This is a genomic window from Streptomyces laurentii, assembly GCF_040635425.1.
Lineage (GTDB): Bacteria > Actinomycetota > Actinomycetes > Streptomycetales > Streptomycetaceae > Streptomyces > Streptomyces laurentii.
In genome coordinates this window covers 130,253-151,370 of record NZ_JBEYHT010000010.1, presented here as the reverse complement: position 1 = coordinate 151,370, position 21,118 = coordinate 130,253, and the positions used below count along the sequence as shown (strand labels likewise).

The window sequence follows — 21,118 nt, the reverse complement described above, 5'->3', positions numbered from 1 at the left end:
CGAAATTCACCGCTCTCCGGACGGACGCTTCTTGACGCGCCGTCGCATCGACTTCCATCTCCCCCCGGCCCGCTCACCCCATCCGGGGCGCATGGCCAGGGCCGCTTTCGCGGCGGGCTCCTGACGCGCGAACGCGATCAGCAGCCCGACGGCGAACATGGTCGGCAGCAGGGCCGAGCCCCCGTAGGAGAACAGCGGGAGGGGGACTCCGGCGATCGGCAGCAGACCGAGCACCGCACCGACGTTGATCACGGCCTGGGCCGTGATCCAGGTGGTCACGCCTCCCGCGGCATACCTGACGAAGGGGTCCTCCGTGCCTCCGGCCACGCGGATACCCGCATAGCCTAGAGCCGCGAACAGGGCGAGTACCGACAGCGTCCCCGCCAGACCCAGTTCCTCCCCGGTGACGGCGAAGATGAAGTCGGTGTGCGCTTCCGGAAGTTGACCCCATTTTTCCACACTCGCACCCAGACCGGAACCGAACCATCCGCCGGAGGCCAGCGCGTAGATCCCGTGCGCGGCCTGCCAGCAGGGATCGCCGGCGCCGCCGGGGTCGCTGGCGCCCAGGCACTGGAAGCGTTCCATCCGGTGCGGGCTGGTCTTGATCAGCAGGACGCCGATCGCGCCGGCCACGGCGAGCACCCCGACGAACAGCCGGGTGGGCGCGCCGGCCGTCCACAGCAGACCGAACAGGATCGCCGTCAGGATGATGGCGGTGCCCATGTCGCCGCCCAGCATGATCAGGCCGAGCAGCAGGAACGTACCGGGCACCAGCGGCACCAGCATGTGTTTCCACTGGGTGAGCAGCTTCATGTCCTGTTTGCGGGCCAGCAGATCGGCGCCCCACAGGATCAGCGCCAGCTTGCCGAACTCGCTGGGCTGGAGCATGAACGGGCCGCCCAGCGAGATCCAGTTCTGGTTGCCGCCGACCGCGACGCCTATCCCCGGCACCTGGACCAGCACCATCAGGAAGATCGCGCCGACCAGTATCGGGTACGCGAGCGCCCGGTGCAGCTTCACCGGCATCCGGGAGGCGGCCAGGAGCAGGCCCGCGCCGAGGAGCGCCGCGAAGAACTGTTTGCGGAAGAAGTACGAGGGCACCAGGTCGTAGCGGAGCGCCGTGATCATCGAGGCGGAGTAGACCATCACCAGGCCGAGCGCGGTGATGAGCAGTCCCGCTCCGATGATCACGTAATACGCCGTCAGCGGCCGGTCCCAGGCCCGCATGACCCGCTCGCGGAGCCCGCGGACCCCTCCCCGGCCGGCGCGCGGCCGGCGGGGTGGCCGGGGCGCCGCGGGGGCGGGGCCGCCGCGTGCCGCGGCGGCCTTGCGCGTCCCGGCGGTTCTGCTCGGCATGTTCGCCGTCCCCTCCAGTCGTGCCCGGCGCGCGGCCGGGACCTTGTCACTGGTCAGGTCAGGCGCGCCCGGTCGCGGCGAGCGAGCGGACGGCGTCCGCGAACGCCTCGCCGCGCTTGTTGTAATTGGTGAACATGTCCATCGACGCGCAGGCCGGCGCCAGCAGGACCGTGTCCCCCGGCCGGGCGAGCGCCGCCGCCTCCTGGACGGCCGCGGACATCGCACCAGTGTCGGTCCGGTCGAGGTCCACCACCGGGACCTCGGGGGCGTGTCGCGCCAGGGCTTCGCGGATCAGGCCGCGGTCCCGGCCCATCAGGACGACCCCGCGCAGCCGCTTCGCCGACGCCTGGACCAGCTCGTCGAAGGACGCGCCCTTGGCGAGGCCGCCGGCGATCCAGACAATCGGATCGTAGGCCGCCAACGACGCCTCCGTGGCGTGGGTGTTGGTGGCCTTGGAATCGTCGACGTAGGCCACGCCCTCGATCTCCTCGACCAGTTCGATGCGGTGCGGGTCGGGCCGGAAGGCCCGCAGTCCGTCCCGTACGGCCTGCGGCGGCACGCCGTAGGCGCGGGCGAGGGCCGCAGCGGCGAGCGCGTTGGCGATGTTGTGCGGGGCCGGCGGCTGGACGTCGGAGACCTCGGCCAGCTCCTGGGCGTTCTTCTGCCGGTTCTCCACAAAGGCCCGGTCGACGAGGATGCCCTCGACGACGCCGAGCTGCGAGGGGCCGGGGGTGCCGAGGGTGAAGCCGATCGCCCGGCAGCCCTCCTCGACGTCGGCCTCGCGCACCAGCTCCTCGGTGACCGGGTCGGCCGTGTTGTAGACGCAGGCGACCGTGTTGCCCTCGTAGATCCGGCCCTTGTCGGCGGCGTACGCCTCCATCGAGCCGTGCCAGTCGAGGTGGTCGGGCGCCAGGTTGAGCACGGCGGCCGAGTGGGCGCGCAGCGAGGGCGCCCAGTGCAGCTGGTAGCTGGAGAGTTCGACGGCGAGCACGTCGTACGGCTCGTCACCGAGGACGGCGTCGAGCAGGGAGACGCCGATGTTCCCGACGGCGGCGGTCTTGAGACCGGCCGCCCGCAGGATCGAGGCGAGCATCCGTACGGTCGTGGTCTTGCCGTTGGTGCCGGTGACCGCGAGCCACGGGGCCGCGCCGGGACCACGCAGGCGCCAGGCCAGCTCGACGTCGCCCCAGATCTCCACGCCCGCCGCCTCGGCGGCCTGGAAGAGCGGCTTGTCGGGCTGCCAGCCCGGCGCCGTCACGATGAGCTCGGTGCCGGCCGGCAGGGTCGCTCCGTCGCCGAGTCGGACGGTGATGCCCGCCGCCTCCAACTCGGCGGCCTGCGCCCGGGAGCGCTCGTCGTCGCCGTCGTTGACGACCGTGACGACCGCACCCCGGGCGTGCAGGGCGCGGGCGGCGGGAACGCCGCTCACGCCCAGCCCCGCGACGGTGACGTGCTTGCCCTGCCAGACCGGCTGTTCGCTCACTTTTCGGATGCCCATCCCGCGTAGAAGATGCCCAGGCCGACGATGACGCACATGCCCTGGATGATCCAGAACCGGACGACGACCAGGACTTCGGTCCAGCCCTTGAGTTCGAAGTGGTGCTGGAGTGGCGCCATCCGGAAGACCCGCTTGCCGGTCATCTTGAAGGAGCCGACCTGGATGACCACGGACATGGTGATCATCACGAAGAGGCCGCCGAGGACGGCGATCAGGAGCTCGGTGCGCGAGCAGATCGCGAGACCCGCGAGCGCGCCGCCGAGGGCCAGCGAACCGGTGTCGCCCATGAAGATCTTGGCGGGCGAGGTGTTCCACCACAGGAAGCCGAAGCAGGCGCCCATGAGGGCGGAGGCGACGACCGCGAGGTCGAGCGGATCGCGTACCTCGAAGCAGGCGTTCGGGTTCGTCAGGGTCATGGCGTTGGCGCACGACTCCTGGAACTGCCACAGCCCGATGAAGGTGTACGCGCCGAAGACCATCACCGACGCGCCGGTGGCCAGGCCGTCCAGACCGTCCGTCAGGTTCACGCCGTTGGACATGGCCAGGATCATGAAGAGCGCCCAGACCACGAACAGGACCGGCCCGATGGACCAGCCGAAGTCGGTGATGAAGGACAGCCGCTCGGACGCCGGGGTGTTGCCGCGCAGGTCGGCGAACTGCAGCGAGAGCACGGCGAAGGCGATGCCGACGATCAGCTGGCCGGCCATCTTCGCCTTGGCCCGCAGACCCAGCGAACGCTGCTTGACGATCTTGATGTAGTCGTCGAGGAAACCGACCAGACCCATACCGGTCATCAGGAACAGCACCAGGACACCCGAGTAGGTGGGGTCCTCACCGGTGATGACCTTGGCCAGGGCGTACGCGATGAGCGTGGCCAGGATGAAGGAGATACCGCCCATGGTGGGCGTGCCCTTCTTCCCGGCGTGGCCGCGCGGGCCGTCGTCGCGGATGAACTGACCGTATCCCTTGCGGGCGAGCAGCTTGATGAGCAGCGGGGTGCCGATCAGGGTCAGGAAGAGCCCGATGGCCCCCGCGAAGAGGATCTGCCTCATCGGCCGGCGACCTCGCCCTCGCCGGTGTTCTCGAGCAGTGCCAGGGCGACCCGCTCCAGACCCACCGACCTGGATGCCTTCACCAGGACGATGTCCCCCGGCCGCAGCTCACTGCGCAGCAGGTCGATCGCCGCCTGCGCGTCGGACACGTGCACCGACTCCTCACCCCACGAACCCTCGTTATAGGCGCCCAGTTGCAGCCAGGACGCTTCCCTGCCCCCGACCGCGACGAGCTTGCTGACGTTGAGCCGGACGGCGAGCCGTCCGACCGCGTCGTGCTCGGCGAGCGCCTCGTCACCAAGCTCGGCCATCGGGCCGAGCACCGCCCACGTACGGGATCCCTCGGCCTGTCCAGACCTGCCCATGGCCGCGAGCGCGCGCAGGGCGGCTCGCATGGACTCGGGGTTCGCGTTGTAGGCGTCGTTGACGATCGTCACGCCGTCCGGACGCTCGGTGACCTCCATGCGCCAGCGCGACAGGGTGCCTGCCTCGGAAAGCGCGGTGGCGATCTCCGCGACGGGCATGCCGAGCTCATGGGCTACGGCGGCCGCGGCGAGCGCGTTCGACACGTGGTGCTCACCGTACAGGCGCAAGGTCACGTCGCTGCACCCGGTGGGTGTGTGAAGCCGGAAAGCGGGCTGTCCGGTGGCGGTGAGACGGACGTTCTCGGCCCGTACGGCCGCTTCGTCCGCTTCGCCGAACAGGACGACCTTCGCCCGGGTACGGGAGGCCATGGCCCGCACCAGCGGGTCGTCGGCGTTCAGGATCGCGACGCCGCCGTCCTCGGCCGCCGGCAGGACCTCGACCAGCTCGCCCTTGGCCTGGGCGATCTGCTCGCGGCCGCCGAACTCGCCGATGTGGGCGCTGCCCACGTTCAGGACGAGACCGATCCGCGGCGGGGTCAGACCCGTCAGGTAACGGATGTGACCGATTCCGCGCGCGCCCATCTCCAGGACGAGGTGACGGGTCTCGGCGGTGGCCGTGAGCGCGGTCAGCGGCAGACCGATCTCGTTGTTGAGGGAGCCCGGCGTCCACACGGTGGGCGCGTGCTTCTGGAGGACCTGGGCGATCAGGTCCTTGGTGGAGGTCTTGCCGGCCGAGCCGGTGAGGGCGACGACATCGGTGCCGAGGCGTCCGACGACGAACCGGGCGAGAGCCCCGAGCGCGGCCTGGACGTCCTCGACGACGAGCGCGGGCACGCCGACGGGGCGGGCGGCGAGAACCGCCACCGCACCCGCCTGGACGGCGCGCTCCGCGTAGTCGTGGCCGTCGACCCGCTCACCCGCGAAGGCGGCGAAGAGACTGCCGGGCTTCACCTCCCGGGAGTCGATGACGACCGGTCCGGTGACCCGGGCTGCCTGATCCGGTATGTCGTGCGGCTGCCCGCCGACGATTTCGGCGATCTCGGCGAGGGAGAGGGCGATCACTGCTTCATCCCTGACTGTTCTGGTGACGGGGTGCGTCCTGGGGGTCCGGGGCGTCGGGAGTCACGGAGGCGCCGGAGCCGACGGGGGGCTCGGGCCGGCTCAGCCGGCGTTCGATCGCCTCGCGCAGGACCAGCCGGTCGTCGAAGGGGCGTACGGCCCCGGCGACTTCCTGGCCCTGCTCGTGGCCCTTGCCCGCGACCAGGACGGTGTCGCCGGGCCGGGCCCGGTCGACTGCCGCGGCGATGGCGGCGGCGCGGTCGGCGTCGACGAGGACCTCGCCGCGCTCGGCGGCGGGGACGGCGGCGGCGCCGGTGAGCATCGCGGTGAGGATGGCGAGGGGGTCTTCGGAGCGCGGGTTGTCCGAGGTGAGGACGGCGGTGTCGGCGAGCCGGGCCGCCGCGGCGCCCATCGGGCCGCGCTTGGTGGTGTCGCGGTCGCCGCCGCAGCCGATGACGATGTGCAGCCGGCCGGGGGTGACCTCGCGCAGCGAACGCAGCACGGACTCGACGGCGTCGGTCTTGTGCGCGTAGTCGACGACCGCGAGGAACGGCTGGCCGGCGTCGACCTTCTCCAGCCGGCCCGGGACGCCGGGGACGGCGGCGACGCCGTCGGCGGCGGTCTTCGGGTCGATGCCCGCGGTGGCGAGGGTGGCGATCGCGGCGAGGGTGTTGGCCACGTTGAACGGGCCGGGCAGCGGCGCGGTGGCCGGAATCCGTACCCCGTCCGGACCGACGGCCGTGAAGGTGGAGTCGGCCATGCCGCTGACCACGTCCTCGGCGCGCCAGTCGGCGTCCGGACTGCCCGCGGCGGAGAAGGTGACGACCGGGACGGTCGCCTCCGCGGCGAGCCGGCGGCCGTACGCGTCGTCGAGGTTGACCACGCCGACCCGGCTGCGCTCCAGGGTGAACAGCCGCGCCTTGGCCTGGAAGTAGTCCTCCATGTCGGAGTGGAACTCCATGTGCTCCGGGCTCAGGTTGTTGAAGACGGCGACGTCGAAGACGCAGCCGTCGACCCGGCCGAGCACGAGGGCGTGGCTGGAGACCTCCATGGCGACGGCCTCGGTGCCGCGTTCGCGCATGACCGCGAACAGGGCCTGGAGGTCGGTGGCCTCCGGGGTGGTCCGCTCGGACTTGATGCGCTCGTCGCCGATGCGCATCTCGACGGTGCCGACCAGGCCGGTGGCCTTGCCCGCGCCGCGCAGTCCGCCCTCGACGAGGTAGGCGGTGGTGGTCTTGCCGGAGGTGCCGGTGATGCCGATCTGGAGGAGGTCCGCGCCGGGCCGTCCGTAGATCTCGGCGGCGAGGTCGCCCATCGTGCCGCGCGGGTCCTCGGTGACGAGGACCGGCAGACCGGTCGCGGCGGCGCGGTCGGCGCCCGCCGGGTCGGTCAGGACCGCGGCGGCGCCGAGGCCGGCGGCCTGGGCGACGAACTCGGCACCGTGCACGCGGGCCCCCGCGAGGGCCGCGTACAGGTCGCCGGGGCGGACGGCGCGCGAGTCGTGCGTGATGCCCGACACCTCGACGCCGCCACCGGCGGCGGGGGGCTCGATGCCCAGTCGCGCGGCGAGGTCGACCAGAGGGGTGGGACGCCGCCGCTCCGGGCGGGGCGGGGTGGTTCGGTACTGATCAGCGTGTGACACGGCGGTGAGCGTACCGGGCTGACCCGCCGCGGGGCTAAATCGGTCCGTGGCGTCGCCGGGGGTCCCTTCCTGGTTCCCGAAAGGGGGGGTGATCGTTGTCACTGGTGCTCCCGGAGTGTCACGGAGTGAAGGTGACCGGGAGCCGGGCGGGCCGGCTGCCGGTCGGCGGGACGTGGAGGGTCTTGAGCGAGAACTCCATGACCTTCTTGAAGATGGGGCCGCAGATCTGGCCGCCGAAGTAGCTGCCCTTGGTGGGGTTCTGGATGGCGCAGTAGACCGTCACACGGGGCTGGTCGGCGGGGGCGAAGCCGGCGAAGGACGCGGTGTAGCCCTTGTAGCGGCCGAGTTCGGGGTCCACCCGGTTGGCGGTGCCGGTCTTGCCGGCGACCCGGTAGCCGGGGACGGCGGCCTTGTTGCCGGTGCCCTCCTCGTCGTCGACGACGGACTCCAGCATCCGCGAGAGGGTGGTGGCGGTCTTCTCGCTGACGACCCGGGTCTCCTCGGGCGTGGCCGCCGGGGTGAAGCGGCCGTCGGGGCCCTTGGTGCCGCGGACCAGCGTCGGCTCGACCCGTACGCCCTTGTTGGCGATGGTCGAGTAGACGGACGCGGCCTGGACGGCGTTGAGGGACAGGCCCTGGCCGAACGGGATGGTGAACTGCTGCGAGGTCGACCAGTCCTGCGGCTTGGCGAGGATGCCGGGGGTCTCGCCCGGATAGCCGAGCCCGGTGGGCCGGCCGATGCCGAACTCGCGCAGGTAGTCGTAGAGCACCTTGTTGGACTCGGCCTGGGTCTTGCCGAGCCGTCCGGTGGCGAGGATGGTGCCGATGTTGCTGGACTTCGCCAGGACGCCGTTGAGGGTCAGCGACCAGGTGGGGTGGTCGATGTCGTCGTGGAACAGCCGGTCGCCGCGGTGCAGCGTGTTGGGCACGGTGACATGGGTGCCGGGAGTGGCCACGCCCTCCTCCAGGACGGCGGCCATCGACATGACCTTGCTGGTGGAGCCGGGCTCGTAGGCGTCCTGGAGGGCGGCGTTGCCCATGGCGGTGGAGTTGGCCGCGGACAGGTCGTTGGGATCGAAGCCGGGAGAGTTGGCGAGGGCCAGGATCTCGCCGGTCCGGGTGTCCTGGACGACGACGTAGCCGCGGTCCGCCTTGGACGCCGCGACCTGCTCGGTGATGGCCTGCTGGGCGGCCCACTGGATGTCCCGGTCGATGGTCAGCTCGATGTCGGAGCCGGGCACGGCCGGGGTGCCCTGGGAGCCGACGGTGGGCACCCGGCGGCCGCCGGACTGGGCGTACCGGATCTTGCCGTCCTTGCCGGACAGCTCCTTGTCGAGCATGGTCTCCATGCCGCCGCCGCCGTGGCCGTCGGCCTTGACGTAACCCAGTATCCCGGCGGCGAGTTCGCGGTTCGGGTACACGCGCTTGGTGACCGGCTCGCTGAGGATGCCGCCGAGCAGGTTGACGCCGTTGCCGCCGTGGGCGGGCGCGGCCTTCTGCTCGTAGACCTTCCGCAGGTCCTTGATCTGGTTCCAGATCTGCGGGGTCTGCTTGCGGGCGAGGACGGTGTAGCGGGACTTGGGGGTACGGAGTTTGGCGGCGAGCTCGGCGGGCTCCTTGCCGAGGATCGGCGCGAGGAGCGCGGCCGCCTGCTCGGGGGCGTCCTTGATCTTGGCGTCCGCGGGCGTGAAGAGCTTGGGGTCGGCGGTGATGTCGTACGCGTCGACGCTGGCGGCCAGCGCGATCCCGGCCCGGTCGGTGATCTCGCCGCGGTCGGCGGGGAGCGCGTACTCCAGGTAGCGGTGCTTCTCGGCCTTGGCGGCGTACGCGCTCGCGTCCACGGCCTGGACCTGGAGCAGGCGGACGACGAAGGCCAGCATGACGAGGGTCAGGCCGAAGGAGACCAGACGCAGCCGGGGCTTGGGGCTGCCGAGCCGGAGCGGGCGCGCCTTGGCGGCGGGCCGGGCGGCGGGGCGGCGGGGCGGCGCCGGGCGGCCGGCGGGCCTGCCCGAAGCGGCCGGTCCGCCCGAGGACTTGGCGGACGGCCGGCCCCCGGCGGCTCCGCCGCCGGTCCTGCCGGAGGCCGCGGGGCGGCGCTGCGGGGCGGGGCGCGCGGGGCCGGGAACGCGGCGGCGCGGAGGCTCCTTGGAGGGCACGGGTCACCTGCCGGAAGTCGTCGGGGCGGTGGAGGCGGCCGGGGGCCGGGCCGGGGTGGTGGCTTCCGGCGCCGGCGTGGGCGAGGGGGTGGCCGTGGTGGGGACGCCGATGATCCGGCCGTCCTGGCCGAGGAAGGCGGGGCTGTCGCCGGGCACCATGCCGAGCTCGCGGGCCCGCCGCTCCAGGGCGTCGGGGGCGGCGCTGTCGTCCACGTCCCGCTGGAGGGCCTGTTCCTCGTCGGTGAGTTCGGTGGTCTTCTTCTTCAGCTCGCTGAGCTGGAAGGAGCCTTGGTTGAGCGCGGAGTTGAGCAGCAGGAGGCTGATCAGGCCGCCGCCGAGCAGGGTGACGACGAGCAGCACGAAGGGGGTGCGGGCGGCGGTGCTGGGCCCGGACGGCATGAGCTTGCCGAGCCGGGCGGCCCGCCCTTTGAGGGGGCTCCGCCCGCTCATCACCGCTCTCCCCCCGCGCCCTGTCCCGCCGCGCTCGTCACGTGCGCGCTCCGTGCCGCCGTACTTCTCGCGTGCGCGCTCGTCGCGTCCGCGGGGCGCGTGGCCACGCGCGGGGTGCTCATGAGGCGTCCTCTCTGATCCTTTGCGCCCCCCGCAGCCGGGCGGGGGCGGCACGCCGGTTCTCGGCGATCTCTTCCTCCGTGGGGAGTTCGGCGCCGCGGGTGAGCAGTCGCAGACGGGGCTGGTACTGCTCCGGTACGACCGGCAGGCCGGGCGGCGCGGTGGTGGCGGCGCCCGCCGCGAACACCTGCTTGACCAGCCGGTCCTCCAGCGAGTGGTACGAGAGGACGGCGATCCGGCCGCCCACGGCGAGCGCCCGCACGGCCGCCGGGATCGCCCGCTCCAGGACCGAGAGTTCCCCGTTGACCTCGATGCGCAGGGCCTGGAAGGTGCGCTTCGCCGGGTTGCCGCCGGTGCGCTTGGCGGCCTGCGGCAGCGCGTCGCGGATCAGCTGGACGAGCCGGGCGCTGTTGCTGAACGGCTCCTTCTCGCGCTCGCGCACGATCGCCGACACGATCCGCTTGGCCTGCTTCTCCTCGCCGTACGCCCGCAGGATGCGGACGAGTTCACCGGCCGGGTAGGTGTTGAGGACCTCGGCCGCGCTCATGCCGGTCGTCTGGTCCATGCGCATGTCGAGCGGGGCGTCCTGGGCGTAGGCGAAGCCGCGGTCGGCCTCGTCCAGCTGCATGGAGGAGACGCCCAGGTCGAACAGGACGCCGTCGACGCGCGGGATGCCGAGCCGGCCGAGGACCTCGGGCAGCTCGTCGTACACCGCGTGGACGAGGGTGGCGCGCTCTCCGTACGGGGCGAGCCGCTCGCCGGACAGGCGCAGGGCCTCCTTGTCCCGGTCGAGGGCGACGAGCCGGGCCTCGGGAAAGCGGCTCAGCAGCGCCTCGCTGTGTCCGCCGAGGCCGAGGGTGCAGTCGACGACGACCGCGCCGGGGCGCTCCAGGGCGGGTGCCAGCATGTCCAGGCACCGCTCAAGCATCACCGGGACATGTCGGTCGTTGCTCAAAGCGCCCTCTCAGATCCGGCGGAGACGGGTACCACCGGCGAGCGGACAGGGGGCCGAGCCGTAGGTACCGCCGCACGTACGGGGAGAAACGGCGGAAATCGCGCGATGTCTCCGTGAACTTCGCGCCACTTTAGTCCACCGGACCCCCCGGTCAACCAACCGGCTGGCGCGTCGCGCGGCCCGGCAAGCGTAGTCGGCCGGCCCGCGTGATTCACCCGTCCGGCCCCGCCCGGTCCCCTCTGTGGAGTCGCTCACAACAAGGTTCATTGACGCTCTTTGTCCGCTCTCACAGCAGGCTCGGACGGGTGTCGCCCACTAACGTCGGAGACATGTCGACCTCTGCCTCCGCGCATTCCTCCGCCGCGATAGACGCCACGAGCACCGAGGGCACGGTCATCGACCGCCTCGTCCGGGCGAACACGCACTACGCCGCCGACTTCGCCGACCCCGGAATGGACGCGCGGCCGGTCCGCCGCGTCGCCGTGGTCGCCTGCATGGACGCCCGCCTCGACCTGCACGCCGCGCTCGGTCTGGAGCTCGGCGACTGTCACACCATCCGCAACGCGGGCGGTGTCGTCACCGACGACGTCATCCGCTCCCTCACCATCAGCCAGCGGGCGCTCGGCACCCGCAGCGTGATGCTGGTGCACCACACCAACTGCGGCCTGGAGGACCTCACCGAGGACTTCCGGCACGAGATCGAGGACGAGGTCGGACAGCGTCCGGCGTGGGCGGTGGAGGCGTTCCGGGACGTCGACCAGGACGTACGCCAGTCGATGAAGCGGGTGCGGACCTCCCCGTTCCTGCTGTACGCCGACGACGTGCGGGGCTTTGTCTTCGACGTGACGACGGGCCGGCTGCGCGAGATCGACCCCGCCGGGTCCGACACTCCGGCCGACACCGCCGACCCGGCCGCGTAACATCTCAAACCCCGGCAATTCACTCGCAGTTGTCCCAGTCGTGTCACGGGCGAGTGACACGAACCGTTCCCGGTGACAACAATGCACGGTGACACCCCCCGGCCTTCGTGCCGGGGGCAGGTGTCTGTGCTGCGAAAGGGCCGAGGAGGGCCGGGTGACGACCTTTGACGATCGAGCGAGCCTCACGGATCTGACCACCACAGCGGAGCGGGTCCGCGGGTCGGTGGAAAGCGTGATCGAGGGCAAGCCCGAAGTCGTACGCCTCGCGCTGACGGTGCTGCTCGCCGAGGGACATCTCCTCATCGAGGACGTACCCGGCGTCGGCAAGACCATGCTGGCCAAGACCCTGGCGCGGTCCATCGACTGCTCGGTCCGCCGTATCCAGTTCACGCCGGACCTGCTGCCCTCGGACGTGACCGGGGTGTCGATCTACGACCAGCAGCGTCACGAGTTCGAGTTCAAGCCGGGCGCGATCTTCGCCCAGATCGTCATCGGCGACGAGATCAACCGGGCCTCCCCGAAGACCCAGTCCGCGCTCCTGGAGTCCATGGAGGAGCGCCAGGTCACGGTGGACGGCCAGACCTACGAGCTGCCCAGCCCCTTCATGGTGGTCGCCACCCAGAACCCGGTGGAGATGGAGGGCACCTATCCGCTGCCGGAGGCGCAGCGCGACCGTTTCATGGCGCGCGTCTCCATGGGCTACCCGAGCCCCGAGGCCGAGCTGAAGATGCTCGACACGCACGGCGCGGTCTCGCCGCTGGACGACCTCCAGCCGGTCGCCCACGCCCACGACGTGCTCAAGCTGGTCGAGGCGGTGCGCGCCGTGCACGTCGCCGAGTCCGTACGGCGCTACGCGGTGAACCTGGTCGCCGCCACCCGCAGCCACCCCGACCTGCGGCTCGGCGCCTCGCCGCGGGCCACCCTGCATCTGCTGCGGGCCGCGAAGGCGTCCGCCGCGCTGGCCGGCCGGGAGTACGTGCTGCCCGACGACGTCCAGGCGCTGGCCGCCCCGGTGCTCGTCCACCGGCTGCTGCCCACCGCGCAGGCCCAGCTGAACCGGCGTACCGCCGAACAGGTCGTCGACGAGATCCTCCAGGGCACCCCGGTCCCGGCCTCGGCCCCCGGACCGGCACCGCACCCCGGCCGGCCCGGGGCCCCCGCGCAGAACGCCGGGCCGCTCTACGGCCGCGGTCTGCCCGACTCCCGGCGGCCGTGATGAACGCCGCCGCCCCCCGGGACCACGCGGCGGACGGCGAGGACGGCGGACGGGGCGGCCTGCGGGCCGCCCTGGCCGGTCTCACCACCCGCGGCCGGTCCTTCCTGGCCGCCGGGATCGCCGCCGCCGGCTGCGCGTACGTCCTCGGCCAGGCCGACCTGCTGCGCGTCGGCTTACTGCTCGCCGTCCTGCCGCTGATCTGCGTCGTCGCCGCGCACCGCACCCGCTACCGGGTCGCGGGCAGCCGCCGGCTCGCCCCGCAGCGGGTCGAGACCGGCTCCGAGGCCCGGGTCCACCTGCGGGTCGACAACGTGTCGCGGGTGCCCACCGGCCTGCTCATGCTCCAGGACCACGTGCCGTACATGCTGGGCCCGCGCCCCCGCTTCGTCCTCGACCGGGTCGAGGCCGGCGGCCGCCGCGAGGTCTCCTACCGGGTCCGTTCCGACCTGCGCGGACGTTTCCCGCTCGGCCCGCTCCAGCTGCGCCTGGGCGACCCCTTCGGGATGTGCGAGCTGACCCGTTCCTTCAGCGCGTACGACACCCTCACCGTCATCCCGCGCACCGAACCGCTGCCGCCGGTCACGCTCGGCGGCGAGGCCGGCGGCTACGGCGAGGGCCGGCAGCGCTCCCTCGCGCTGGCCGGCGACGACGACATCATTCCGCGCGCCTACCGGCACGGCGACGACCTGCGCCGGGTCCACTGGCGCTCCACCGCCCGCTACGGCGAGCTGATGGTGCGCCGCGAGGAGCAGCCGCAGCGGGCCCGCTGCACGGTGCTGCTCGACACCCGGGAGCTCGCCTACGAGGGCGGCGGCCCCGACTCGGCCTTCGAGTGGGCGGTGTCCGGCGCCGCGTCCGTCCTCACGCACCTCCTGGAGCGCGGGTACGCGGTCCGGCTGCTCACCGACACCGGCAGCAGCGTGCCCGGCGAGGGCTCGGAGGGCTTCGCGGGCTCCGGCCAGGATCAAGCGGAGGCAGCGGGGCTGCTCATGGACACCCTCGCGGTCGTCGACCACTCCGACGGGGCCGGCCTGTCGCGCGCGTTCGACGTGCTGCGCGGCGGGCACGAGGGCCTGCTCGTGGCCTTCTTCGGCGACCTCGACGAGGAGCAGACGGCGCTGACCGCCCGGATGCGGCAGCGGCGCGGCGCCGCCGTCGCCTTCGTCCTGGACTCCGGCACCTGGCTGACCGGCGGCGCCGTCGCCGGGGCCGTGGAGGACCGGGTGCGCCGGCTGCGGGAAGCCGGCTGGCAGGCGTTCGCGGTGTCCCCCGGCGACCGGCTCGCCGAACTGTGGCAGCTCGCCGGCGGGACGCCCACCCAGGCCCCCGCGGCCGACACGTACGGAGGCTGGTCATGAGCGGGCGCGGACGGCTGACGCTCGCGGCGTACGGGGCCACGCTGGCCGCGTCCGCCGCGCTGCTGCCGCTGGTAAAGCCGGCGACCTGGATCTTCACGGCGGCCTTCGTGGTGGGCCTGCAGAGCCTGGTGGGCACCCTGACCCGGCGGGTGCCGCTGGCCCGGCCGCTGACCATCGGCGCGCAGGTCCTGGTGACCCTCCTGGCGCTGACGCCGGTCTTCGCCCGGTCGGAGGCCCTCCTCGGCCTCCTGCCCGGCCCGGACGCCTTCGCCGCCTTCGCGACGCTCTTCGAGGAGGGCGTGAACGACGTCGGGACGTACGCGCCGCCCGCGCCCAGCACCGCCGGCATCCGGCTGCTGCTGGTCACCGGCGTCGCGGTGATCGGCCTGCTGGTGGACACGCTGGCGGTGACGTTCCGCGGCGCGGCCCCGGCCGGGCTGCCGCTGCTCGCGCTGTACTCGGTGGCCGCCGGCCTGTCCGGCGGCGGCGCGGGCTGGCTGTTCTTCCTGCCGGCCGCGGCCGGCTATCTGGTGCTGCTCCTGACCGAGGGCCGGGACCGGCTCTCGCGCTGGGGCCGGGTCTTCGGCGGCGCGCACCGCTCCGGCCGGCCCGGCTCCGCGCCCGGCGACGGCGGCTCGGCGTCCGCCCCGGTCCGCACCGGGCGGCGGATCGGCGCGGTCGCGCTCGGGGTCGCGCTCGTCGTACCGCTGGCGCTGCCCAATCTGAGCGGCGGATTCCTCGGCGGCCCCGGGAACGGCCCGGGCGCCGGCAACGGCAAGGGCGGCACGATCTCGGCGGTGAACCCGCTGGTCTCGCTGCAGAACAACCTGCGTCAGCCGGAGGACCGCGAGGTGCTCCGCTACCGGACGAACGCCGTCGACACCAGCGGCCTCTACCTGCGGCTCGTCGCCCTCGACCAGTTCGACGGCACCTCCTGGAAGTCCTCCGTACGCCCCGTACAGGACCTGCCCGAGTCGCTGCCCCGGCCCGCCGGGCTCTCCCAGGGGGTCGACACCGGGGAGATCACCACCAACCTGGTGGCCTCCACGGCGTACGAGCAGAAGTGGCTGCCGATGCCGTTCCCGGCGTCCCGGGTATCCATCGGCGGCAGCTGGCGGTACGAGCCGACCGGCCGGATGCTCGTCGGCGACAACGGGCAGACCACCCGGGGCGCCCGCTACATGGTCGGCAGCCTGGACGTGCGGCCCACCGCCGAACAGCTGGCGGCGGCCCCGCCCGCCCCGGAGGCGCTGCGCCGCGAGTACACGCGCGTACCGGCCTCGCTGCCCGCCGACGTGCGGGAGACCGCCCTTCAGGTCACCCGGGGGGCGGGCGACGACTACGAGCGGGCCGTGAAGCTCCAGGACTGGTTCACCCGGGACGGCGGCTTCCGGTACGACGTCACCGTCGAGTCCGGCACGGGCGTACAGGCGATCTCCCGCTTCCTGCAGGACAAGGAGGGCTTCTGCGTCCACTTCTCCTTCTCGATGGCGGCGATGGCCCGCACCCTGGGCATCCCGGCCCGGGTCGCCGTCGGCTTCATGCCGGGCACCCCGCAGCCGGACGGCGCGGTCTCGGTCGGCATCCGGGACGCGCACGCGTGGCCCGAGCTGTACTTCGAGGGCGTCGGCTGGACCCGCTTCGAGCCGACGCCGTCGCGCGGCTCCACGCCCTCGTACACCCGGGAGCAGACCCCGAGCGGCGGTGCGACCCCCTCGGCACAGCCCACGGCCGGCGCGTCGAACGAGCCCTCGGCGGCGCCGAGCGCCTCGGCGAGCTGCTCGGCGCAGGAGAAGCGCCTCGGCGGCTGCGGGCCGGAGCAGGCGGCGGGCGCCGCGGCCTCGGACGACGACGGCCTGCCGACGTCCCGGATCGTGTGGCTGTCCCTGGTGCTCCTGCTGGTGCTCCTCCTGCCGCTGCTGCCGCTGCTGTGGCGGGCCCGGATCCGGGCCCGGCGGCTCGGCCCGGCGGGCGGGGTGCTCACGGTGTGGCGCGAGATCAACGACACGGCCTGGGACTACGGGGTCACGCAGGACGAGTCGCGGACGCCGCGCGCGACGGCCGAGCGGCTGGTGCGCCTGGGTGAGCTGGAGCTGGACGCGGCGGAGGCGGTGCACCGGGTGGCGGGGGCGGTCGAGGAGACCCTCTACGCCCCGCGGCCCCGGCCCGCGGAGGGCCTGCCGGCCGAGGCGCGGATCATCCGGCACGGCTTCCACCGGGCGGCGTCCCGGCGGATCCGGCTGCGAGCGGTGCTGGCGCCGCGTTCGGCGGTCCGGGTGGTGTGGGCGGTCCAGGAGCGGCTCGCGGCCCTGCGGGCGGCCGTACCGCCGCTGCGGCTGCCGCTCCGCAAGGCGTCCTGACGGGGCCGTCCGGTCTCCGGGCGGCCCCGTCAGGACCGTCCGGTCTCCGAACGTGAGGAAGGCCCGCACCGGGGGTGCGGGCCTTCCTCAGGTCCTGGGTCGTGTCCGACGCTCGGGTCGTGTCCGGCGAGGCCGGGAAGACCGCGTCAGTGGTGACCGCCCTGCTGTTCGTCGCGGCGGCGCTGCCACCGGTCCTCGATCCGGGTCATCATCGTGCGGCGCTGCCGGGTCTGCCGGCCCGCGCCGACGCCGCCTCGCGGCGGCTGCTGCTCGCCCGGCTTCGGCGCCTTGCGCCAGCCGGTGACGGCCAGCACCGCGCAGCCCAGCATGACGAGGAAGCCCACCACGCTGATGATCCAGTAATCGGGGGCGATCATGCCGGCCATGAGGAGCGCGATACCCACCAGGAAGCCGGCGACTGCCTGGTACACCCGTCGCCGGGTGTACGTGCGCAGCCCGCTTCCCTCAAGCGCTGTCGCGAACTTGGGATCTTCGGCGTACAGCGCTCGCTCCATCTGCTCGAGCATGCGCTGCTCGTGCTCCGAGAGCGGCACGGGGTCCTCCTAGTCGTCGGTCGCGGGGGCGACCGGTTTGCGGCCCTTTCAGGATAGGCAGGGAATCGCCCCCGTGAAACCCGCCCTCAAAGCCAAATCGCTCATCCGGGCCGCCATGCGAACCGGGTGGTTGGGGGTAGATTCCCCGGCCCCCTGTCCGTCATGCCGGATGGTGCTCCCTCGATCATACGGGGACCGCTCCCCGTATGGACGGCCCGCGGCGTACTCCGTCCGCCGCCGCGCCGCTGCTCAGCGGGGACACCCGCGTCCGAGGGGCCGGACACGGGGCACCGCCGGGCGGGTGGCCCCGGATCCGCGGCCTCGGGGATCCGGCGCCGGGCGGGGCCGGGCCCGGCTTCAGGCCTGCCTCGGAACCGCCTCAAGCCCGCTTCAGGCCCGCCTCAAGCCCGCTTCAGGCCTGCTTCTCGCCGAGGACGTGCAGCTGCGAGGCGACCGCGTGGAAGGACGGCAGCTCGGCCGCCGCGGCCTCCAGGCGCATCAGGGCCTCGGCGGCGCCGGGCTCGGTGTCGACGAGGACGCCCGGCACCAGGTCGGCGAAGACCCGGACGCCGTGCACGGAGCCCACGTCGAGTCCGGCGCCGGCGGCGAGGCCGGAGAGCTGCTCGGCGGTGAACCGCCGGGGCACCGGGTCGCCCTCGCCCCAGCGGCCGGCCGGGTCGCCGAGCGCGTGCCGGGCCTCGGTGAAGTGACCGGCGAGGGCGCGGGCCAGCACGGCGCCGCCGAGCCCGGCGGCGAGCAGGCTGAGGCTGCCCCCGGGCCGCAGCGCGGCGGCGGCGTTCCGGACGCCCTCGGCCGGGTCGTCCACGTACTCCAGGACGCCATGGCACAGGACGATGTCGAAGCCCTCCCGGTCGACGACGTCGAACAGGCCTCGGATGTCCCCCTGGACTCCCCGCACCCGGTCGGCGACGCCGGCCTCGGCGGCGCGCCGGCCCAGCGCGAAGAGCGCGTTCGGGCTGGGGTCGACGACGGTCACCCGGTGGCCGAGGCGGGCCGCCGGAACCGCGAAGTTGCCCGAGCCGCCGCCCGTGTCGAGGACATCGAGGCTGTCCTTCCCGGTGGCCTTGACCCGGCGGTCGAGAGCGTCCTTCAGGACGTCCCAGACGACGGCGGTGCGCAGGGAGGCGCGCGACGGGCGCGCGGTCGTCTCTCGGCCGGAGACAGCGGAAGGGTCCGACACGACTGTTGGCTCCTCGGTGACGGGTACGAACGCCCCCACCCTATGGCCTCGGCCTGTCTCTCCAGGTCATCCCCCGTCCCCCTCCCCCAGCGCCGTCTGGCGGGGCAGGAGCGGCCGGAGGACGAGCAGCCGTTCGACGATCCGGAGAAAGAGGGCGGCGTCCCGGAGGAGGTCGTCGGCGTCCCGCCGGGTGGCCGCCCCGGGGATCCCGGCCTCGGCACGGGCCCGGCGGTCGGCGCCGGAGGCGAACAGGGCGCTCCATTCGGTCAGTTCGGGTGCTATCTCGGGCAGCACCGACCACGCGCTGCGGATCCGGGCCCGCCGGCGCGCGTCCCGCTCGGGCCGGCCGCGCGCGGCGAGCACGGCGGCGGCGGTGCGCAGGGCGGCGAGGTGGGCGGTGGCGTACCGCTCGTTGGGTACGTCGAGCGCGGCGGCCTCGTCCAGTCCGGCCCGGGCCTTGGCGAGCAGGTCCAGGGCGGCGGGCGGCGCCGAGGTGCGGCGCGGCACGGGGTGGATGTCGGACGCGGGTCCGGTACGGGCGGGGGCAGGGCGACTTCCGGTACGGCGCCGGGACGCGGCGGCGGCGAACTGGCCGGCCATGACGAGCCTCCTGTCGTCGAATGACGGCACAAGTGCCGTATGTCCCCATCCTGCCCGCCGCCACTGACAATCACGCTGACCTGCGCGTTCACATCCCGGGCGCGGAGGATTCGGGGGCCGTCCAGGTCATGGCGAGGGCGAAGCCGAGGTCGTCGAAGCGGGCGCCGGGGAAGACGGAGCCGTAGAGGGCGCGGAACGCGGCGCGGGACAGGTAGCGGTCGCTCAGCAGATGGTCCAGCCAGGGGCGGCTGCGCCAGAAGCGGAGCTGGAACCAGGCGTCGCGCGGACCGAGGCGGCACAGCTCGCGGGGGAAGTTCCAGAGGGCGGGCCAGGTGTACGCGCGGCGGGGCGGGGTCGGGTAGCGATCGCAGACGTTGTCGACGAGGGCGATGGTGCCGCCGGGGCGGGCGAGACGCTTGAGGTGTTCCAGGCCCGCGCGGCAGTCGTCCAGGTGATGCAGCGTCGTATGGCTGTAGACGAGGTCGAAGCCGTCGGCGTCCGCCAGGTCGAAGAGGTCCTGGGCGAGTTGACATCCTCTCCCTCCTGAAGGGGGAGATTCCCGCCTACCGTGCCGTTGAAGGCTGCGGTTTCGGGTGGGTTCCTGCTTCGCTGCGCGGTGCCGGAACACGTTCCGGTCTTACCCGCGCTCCACAGGCTGACACCGCCAGTCCGGCGGCCTTGGCGACGTTGACCGCCGCGTTCACGTCCCGGTCGAGGACGGCCCCGCACGCCTCGCACGTCCATACGCGGACACTCAGGGGCTTGGGCCCGTCCTTCACGCCGCACTGCGAGCACACCTGCGAGGTCGGCTCGAACCGGCCGATCCTCACGAAGGCGCGCCCGTACCGGGCGGCCTTGTACTCCAGCATGCTCACGAACGCCGACCATCCGGCGTCGTGGACGGACTTGGCCAGGCGCGTGCGGGCGAGTCCCTTGACCGCCAGGTCCTCCACCGCGACCGCTTGGTTCTCGCGGATCAGCTTCGTGGAGAGCCGGTGGTGGAACTCGCGGCGTGCGTCGGCCACCCGCGCGTGAGCGCGAGCGACCTTCAGCCGGGCCTTGTTCCGGTTGCTGGATCCCTTCTCCTTGCGGGAGAGATCCCGCTGCGCCTTCTTCAGGCGCTTCTCGGCCCGGCGCAGGAAGCGCGGGCTGTCGACCTTCGTCCCATCGGAGAGGACGGCGAAGTGCCCGAGTCCGAGATCGATGCCCACCTCGGGCGCGACCTCGGGCAGGACTTCCTCCGGGCCGGTCTCGACGACGAAGCTCGCGAAGTACCGGCCCGCTGAGTCCTTCACCACCGTCACCGTGGACGGCGTCGAGGGCAGGGAGCGGGACCACTTGACTGTGAGGTCGCCGATCTTCGGCAGGCGCAGCTTCTGCCCCGGGGTGACCGACCAGCGGGCGTTCGCAGTGAACCGGACGGACTGCCGCGTGTCCTTGCGGGACCTGTACCGGGGCGCACCCATGCGCGGGCGCTTGCCCTTCAGACCGTCGAAGAAGTTCCGGTACGCGGCATCCAGGTCCCTAAGAGACTGCTGAAGGACCACCGACGACACCTCGCCGAGCCACGCCCGCTCCGGGGTGCTCTTCGCCTCGGTGATGAGCGCCTTCGACAGGCCGCCGGTCTTCGGGAACGGCAAGCCTTCGCCGCGGGCGGTCTCCCGAGCCCGCAGGGCGTCGTTGTAGACCACCCGAGCACACCCGAACGCCCTCGCCAGCGCTGTGCGCTGACCGGCGCTCGGGTACAAGCGGAAGCTGTACCGAAGCTGCACGAGGATCACGATACGCAGTTGGTTTATGGGTATCGATGAGAACGTTCGTACAGGCCGTCACTGTGCCTTCCGCATGCACGTCCACCTGGTTTTCGTGACGAAGTACCGGCACAAGGTATTCGCTGACCGGCACTTGACGCGGTGCGAGGAGATCATGCGGGCCGTGTGCGAGGACTTCGAGGCCGAGCTGGTGGAGTTCAACGGCGAGGCCAACCACGTCCACCTGCTGGTGAACTTCCCGCCGAAGGTCGCGGTGTCCAGGCTCGTGAACTCCCTCAAGGGCGTGTCCTCGCGCAGGCTCCGCCAGGAGTTCCCCGACCTCGTCCGGCACTACTGGCGGGCGCAGCGCCTGTGGTCCGGCTCGCACTTCGCCGGGTCGGTCGGCGGTGCGCCGCTCAGCATCGTGAAGCAGTACATCGAGCAGCAGAACCGGCCGCTCCGACCCGGGCCGAGGCGAACAGCGCAGATTCGTGCCCGCAGCTGAG

General features: G+C 72.8%; 18 protein-coding genes. 5 read left to right on the top strand and 13 right to left on the bottom strand.

Features of this window, described 5'->3' with window-relative positions; all coding sequences use genetic code 11:
* Positions 1–6 precede the first annotated feature (6 nt).
* The 8 genes from ftsW to rsmH all read right to left on the bottom strand — a co-directional run bounded on the left by ftsW (position 7) and on the right by rsmH (position 10,652).
* Complete coding sequence (gene ftsW / locus ABZ693_RS09605; protein ID WP_359875217.1) at positions 7–1,356, bottom strand: putative lipid II flippase FtsW; 1,350 nt, start codon at positions 1,354–1,356, stop codon at positions 7–9.
* 58 nt (positions 1,357–1,414) lie between these two features.
* Entirely contained in the window at positions 1,415–2,854 is a 1,440-nt protein-coding gene (gene murD, locus ABZ693_RS09600) for a UDP-N-acetylmuramoyl-L-alanine--D-glutamate ligase (RefSeq protein WP_359875216.1), read from the bottom strand.
* Entirely contained in the window at positions 2,836–3,906 is a 1,071-nt protein-coding gene (gene mraY / locus ABZ693_RS09595) for a phospho-N-acetylmuramoyl-pentapeptide-transferase (protein ID WP_359875215.1), read from the bottom strand. The genes murD and mraY overlap by 19 nt, the downstream gene beginning before the upstream one ends.
* Positions 3,903–5,333, bottom strand: coding sequence for a UDP-N-acetylmuramoyl-tripeptide--D-alanyl-D-alanine ligase (locus ABZ693_RS09590; protein ID WP_359875214.1), 1,431 nt, complete (start codon positions 5,331–5,333; stop codon positions 3,903–3,905). Before ABZ693_RS09590 ends, mraY begins: the two co-directional genes overlap by 4 nt.
* A 4-nt stretch (positions 5,334–5,337) precedes the next feature.
* Complete coding sequence (locus tag ABZ693_RS09585; protein ID WP_359875213.1) at positions 5,338–7,074, bottom strand: UDP-N-acetylmuramoyl-L-alanyl-D-glutamate--2,6-diaminopimelate ligase; 1,737 nt, start codon at positions 7,072–7,074, stop codon at positions 5,338–5,340.
* Between the two features lie 16 nt (positions 7,075–7,090).
* A complete protein-coding gene (locus tag ABZ693_RS09580; protein WP_359875212.1) occupies positions 7,091–9,127 on the bottom strand; it encodes a peptidoglycan D,D-transpeptidase FtsI family protein in 2,037 nt (678 codons plus the stop codon).
* Positions 9,128–9,130: 3 nt separating this feature from the next.
* A complete protein-coding gene (gene ftsL, locus ABZ693_RS09575) occupies positions 9,131–9,577 on the bottom strand; it encodes a cell division protein FtsL (RefSeq protein WP_359875211.1) in 447 nt (148 codons plus the stop codon).
* A 118-nt stretch (positions 9,578–9,695) separates the two neighbouring features.
* Entirely contained in the window at positions 9,696–10,652 is a 957-nt protein-coding gene (rsmH, locus tag ABZ693_RS09570) for a 16S rRNA (cytosine(1402)-N(4))-methyltransferase RsmH (protein ID WP_359875210.1), read from the bottom strand.
* 266 nt (positions 10,653–10,918) lie between these two features.
* On the opposite strand from rsmH, the gene ABZ693_RS09565 reads away from it, so the two are divergent.
* From ABZ693_RS09565 to ABZ693_RS09550, 4 genes are all read left to right on the top strand, one after another.
* A complete protein-coding gene (locus tag ABZ693_RS09565; protein ID WP_435842380.1) occupies positions 10,919–11,572 on the top strand; it encodes a beta-class carbonic anhydrase in 654 nt (217 codons plus the stop codon).
* Between the two features lie 154 nt (positions 11,573–11,726).
* Positions 11,727–12,788 (top strand): AAA family ATPase, encoded by a 1,062-nt coding sequence (locus tag ABZ693_RS09560; RefSeq protein ID WP_359875208.1) that lies wholly within the window; start codon positions 11,727–11,729, stop codon positions 12,786–12,788.
* Complete coding sequence (locus ABZ693_RS09555; protein WP_359875207.1) at positions 12,788–14,146, top strand: DUF58 domain-containing protein; 1,359 nt, start codon at positions 12,788–12,790, stop codon at positions 14,144–14,146. The genes ABZ693_RS09560 and ABZ693_RS09555 overlap by 1 nt, the downstream gene beginning before the upstream one ends.
* On the top strand, positions 14,143–16,506 hold the full coding sequence (locus tag ABZ693_RS09550; RefSeq protein WP_359875206.1) for a transglutaminase TgpA family protein: 2,364 nt from the start codon (positions 14,143–14,145) through the stop codon (positions 16,504–16,506). The genes ABZ693_RS09555 and ABZ693_RS09550 overlap by 4 nt, the downstream gene beginning before the upstream one ends.
* Positions 16,507–16,652: 146 nt before the next feature.
* On the opposite strand, the gene ABZ693_RS09545 is transcribed toward ABZ693_RS09550, so the two are convergent.
* The 5 genes from ABZ693_RS09545 to ABZ693_RS09525 all read right to left on the bottom strand — a co-directional run bounded on the left by ABZ693_RS09545 (position 16,653) and on the right by ABZ693_RS09525 (position 20,633).
* The gene (locus ABZ693_RS09545; RefSeq protein WP_359875205.1) at positions 16,653–17,060 is read right to left on the bottom strand and encodes an SCO2097 family morphological protein; all 408 of its coding nucleotides are present in this window, start codon (positions 17,058–17,060) and stop codon (positions 16,653–16,655) included.
* Between the two features lie 412 nt (positions 17,061–17,472).
* Entirely contained in the window at positions 17,473–18,261 is a 789-nt protein-coding gene (locus tag ABZ693_RS09540) for a class I SAM-dependent methyltransferase (protein ID WP_359875204.1), read from the bottom strand.
* Positions 18,262–18,327: 66 nt separating this feature from the next.
* The gene (locus tag ABZ693_RS09535; RefSeq protein WP_359875203.1) at positions 18,328–18,861 is read right to left on the bottom strand and encodes an SAV_6107 family HEPN domain-containing protein; all 534 of its coding nucleotides are present in this window, start codon (positions 18,859–18,861) and stop codon (positions 18,328–18,330) included.
* Between the two features lie 88 nt (positions 18,862–18,949).
* Positions 18,950–19,489 carry a methyltransferase gene (locus ABZ693_RS09530; RefSeq protein WP_359875202.1) on the bottom strand — a complete coding sequence of 180 codons (540 nt, stop codon included), beginning with the start codon at positions 19,487–19,489 and terminating at the stop codon, positions 18,950–18,952.
* The gene (locus tag ABZ693_RS09525) at positions 19,425–20,633 is read right to left on the bottom strand and encodes an RNA-guided endonuclease InsQ/TnpB family protein (protein ID WP_359875201.1); all 1,209 of its coding nucleotides are present in this window, start codon (positions 20,631–20,633) and stop codon (positions 19,425–19,427) included. Before ABZ693_RS09525 ends, ABZ693_RS09530 begins: the two co-directional genes overlap by 65 nt.
* 25 nt (positions 20,634–20,658) lie before the next feature.
* Here ABZ693_RS09525 and tnpA point away from each other — a divergent pair, with 25 nt between their 5' ends.
* Positions 20,659–21,117, top strand: a complete 459-nt coding sequence (gene tnpA, locus ABZ693_RS09520; RefSeq protein ID WP_359875199.1) for an IS200/IS605 family transposase — start codon at positions 20,659–20,661, stop codon at positions 21,115–21,117.
* The last annotated feature ends 1 nt before the right edge of the window (position 21,118 follow it).

What these genes read in the sequence shown, in the direction of transcription:
- tnpA (WP_359875199.1), top strand. Translation starts at nt 20,659, where the DNA reads ATGGGTATCGATGAGAACGTTCGTACAGGCCGTCACTGTGCCTTCCGC.
- murD (WP_359875216.1), bottom strand. Translation starts at nt 2,854, where the DNA reads ATGGGCATCCGAAAAGTGAGCGAACAGCCGGTCTGGCAGGGCAAGCAC.
- ABZ693_RS09555 (WP_359875207.1), top strand. Translation starts at nt 12,788, where the DNA reads ATGAACGCCGCCGCCCCCCGGGACCACGCGGCGGACGGCGAGGACGGC.
- mraY (WP_359875215.1), bottom strand. Translation starts at nt 3,906, where the DNA reads ATGAGGCAGATCCTCTTCGCGGGGGCCATCGGGCTCTTCCTGACCCTG.
- ftsL (WP_359875211.1), bottom strand. Translation starts at nt 9,577, where the DNA reads ATGAGCGGGCGGAGCCCCCTCAAAGGGCGGGCCGCCCGGCTCGGCAAG.
- ftsW (WP_359875217.1), bottom strand. Translation starts at nt 1,356, where the DNA reads ATGCCGAGCAGAACCGCCGGGACGCGCAAGGCCGCCGCGGCACGCGGC.
- ABZ693_RS09550 (WP_359875206.1), top strand. Translation starts at nt 14,143, where the DNA reads ATGAGCGGGCGCGGACGGCTGACGCTCGCGGCGTACGGGGCCACGCTG.
- ABZ693_RS09535 (WP_359875203.1), bottom strand. Translation starts at nt 18,861, where the DNA reads ATGGCCGGCCAGTTCGCCGCCGCCGCGTCCCGGCGCCGTACCGGAAGT.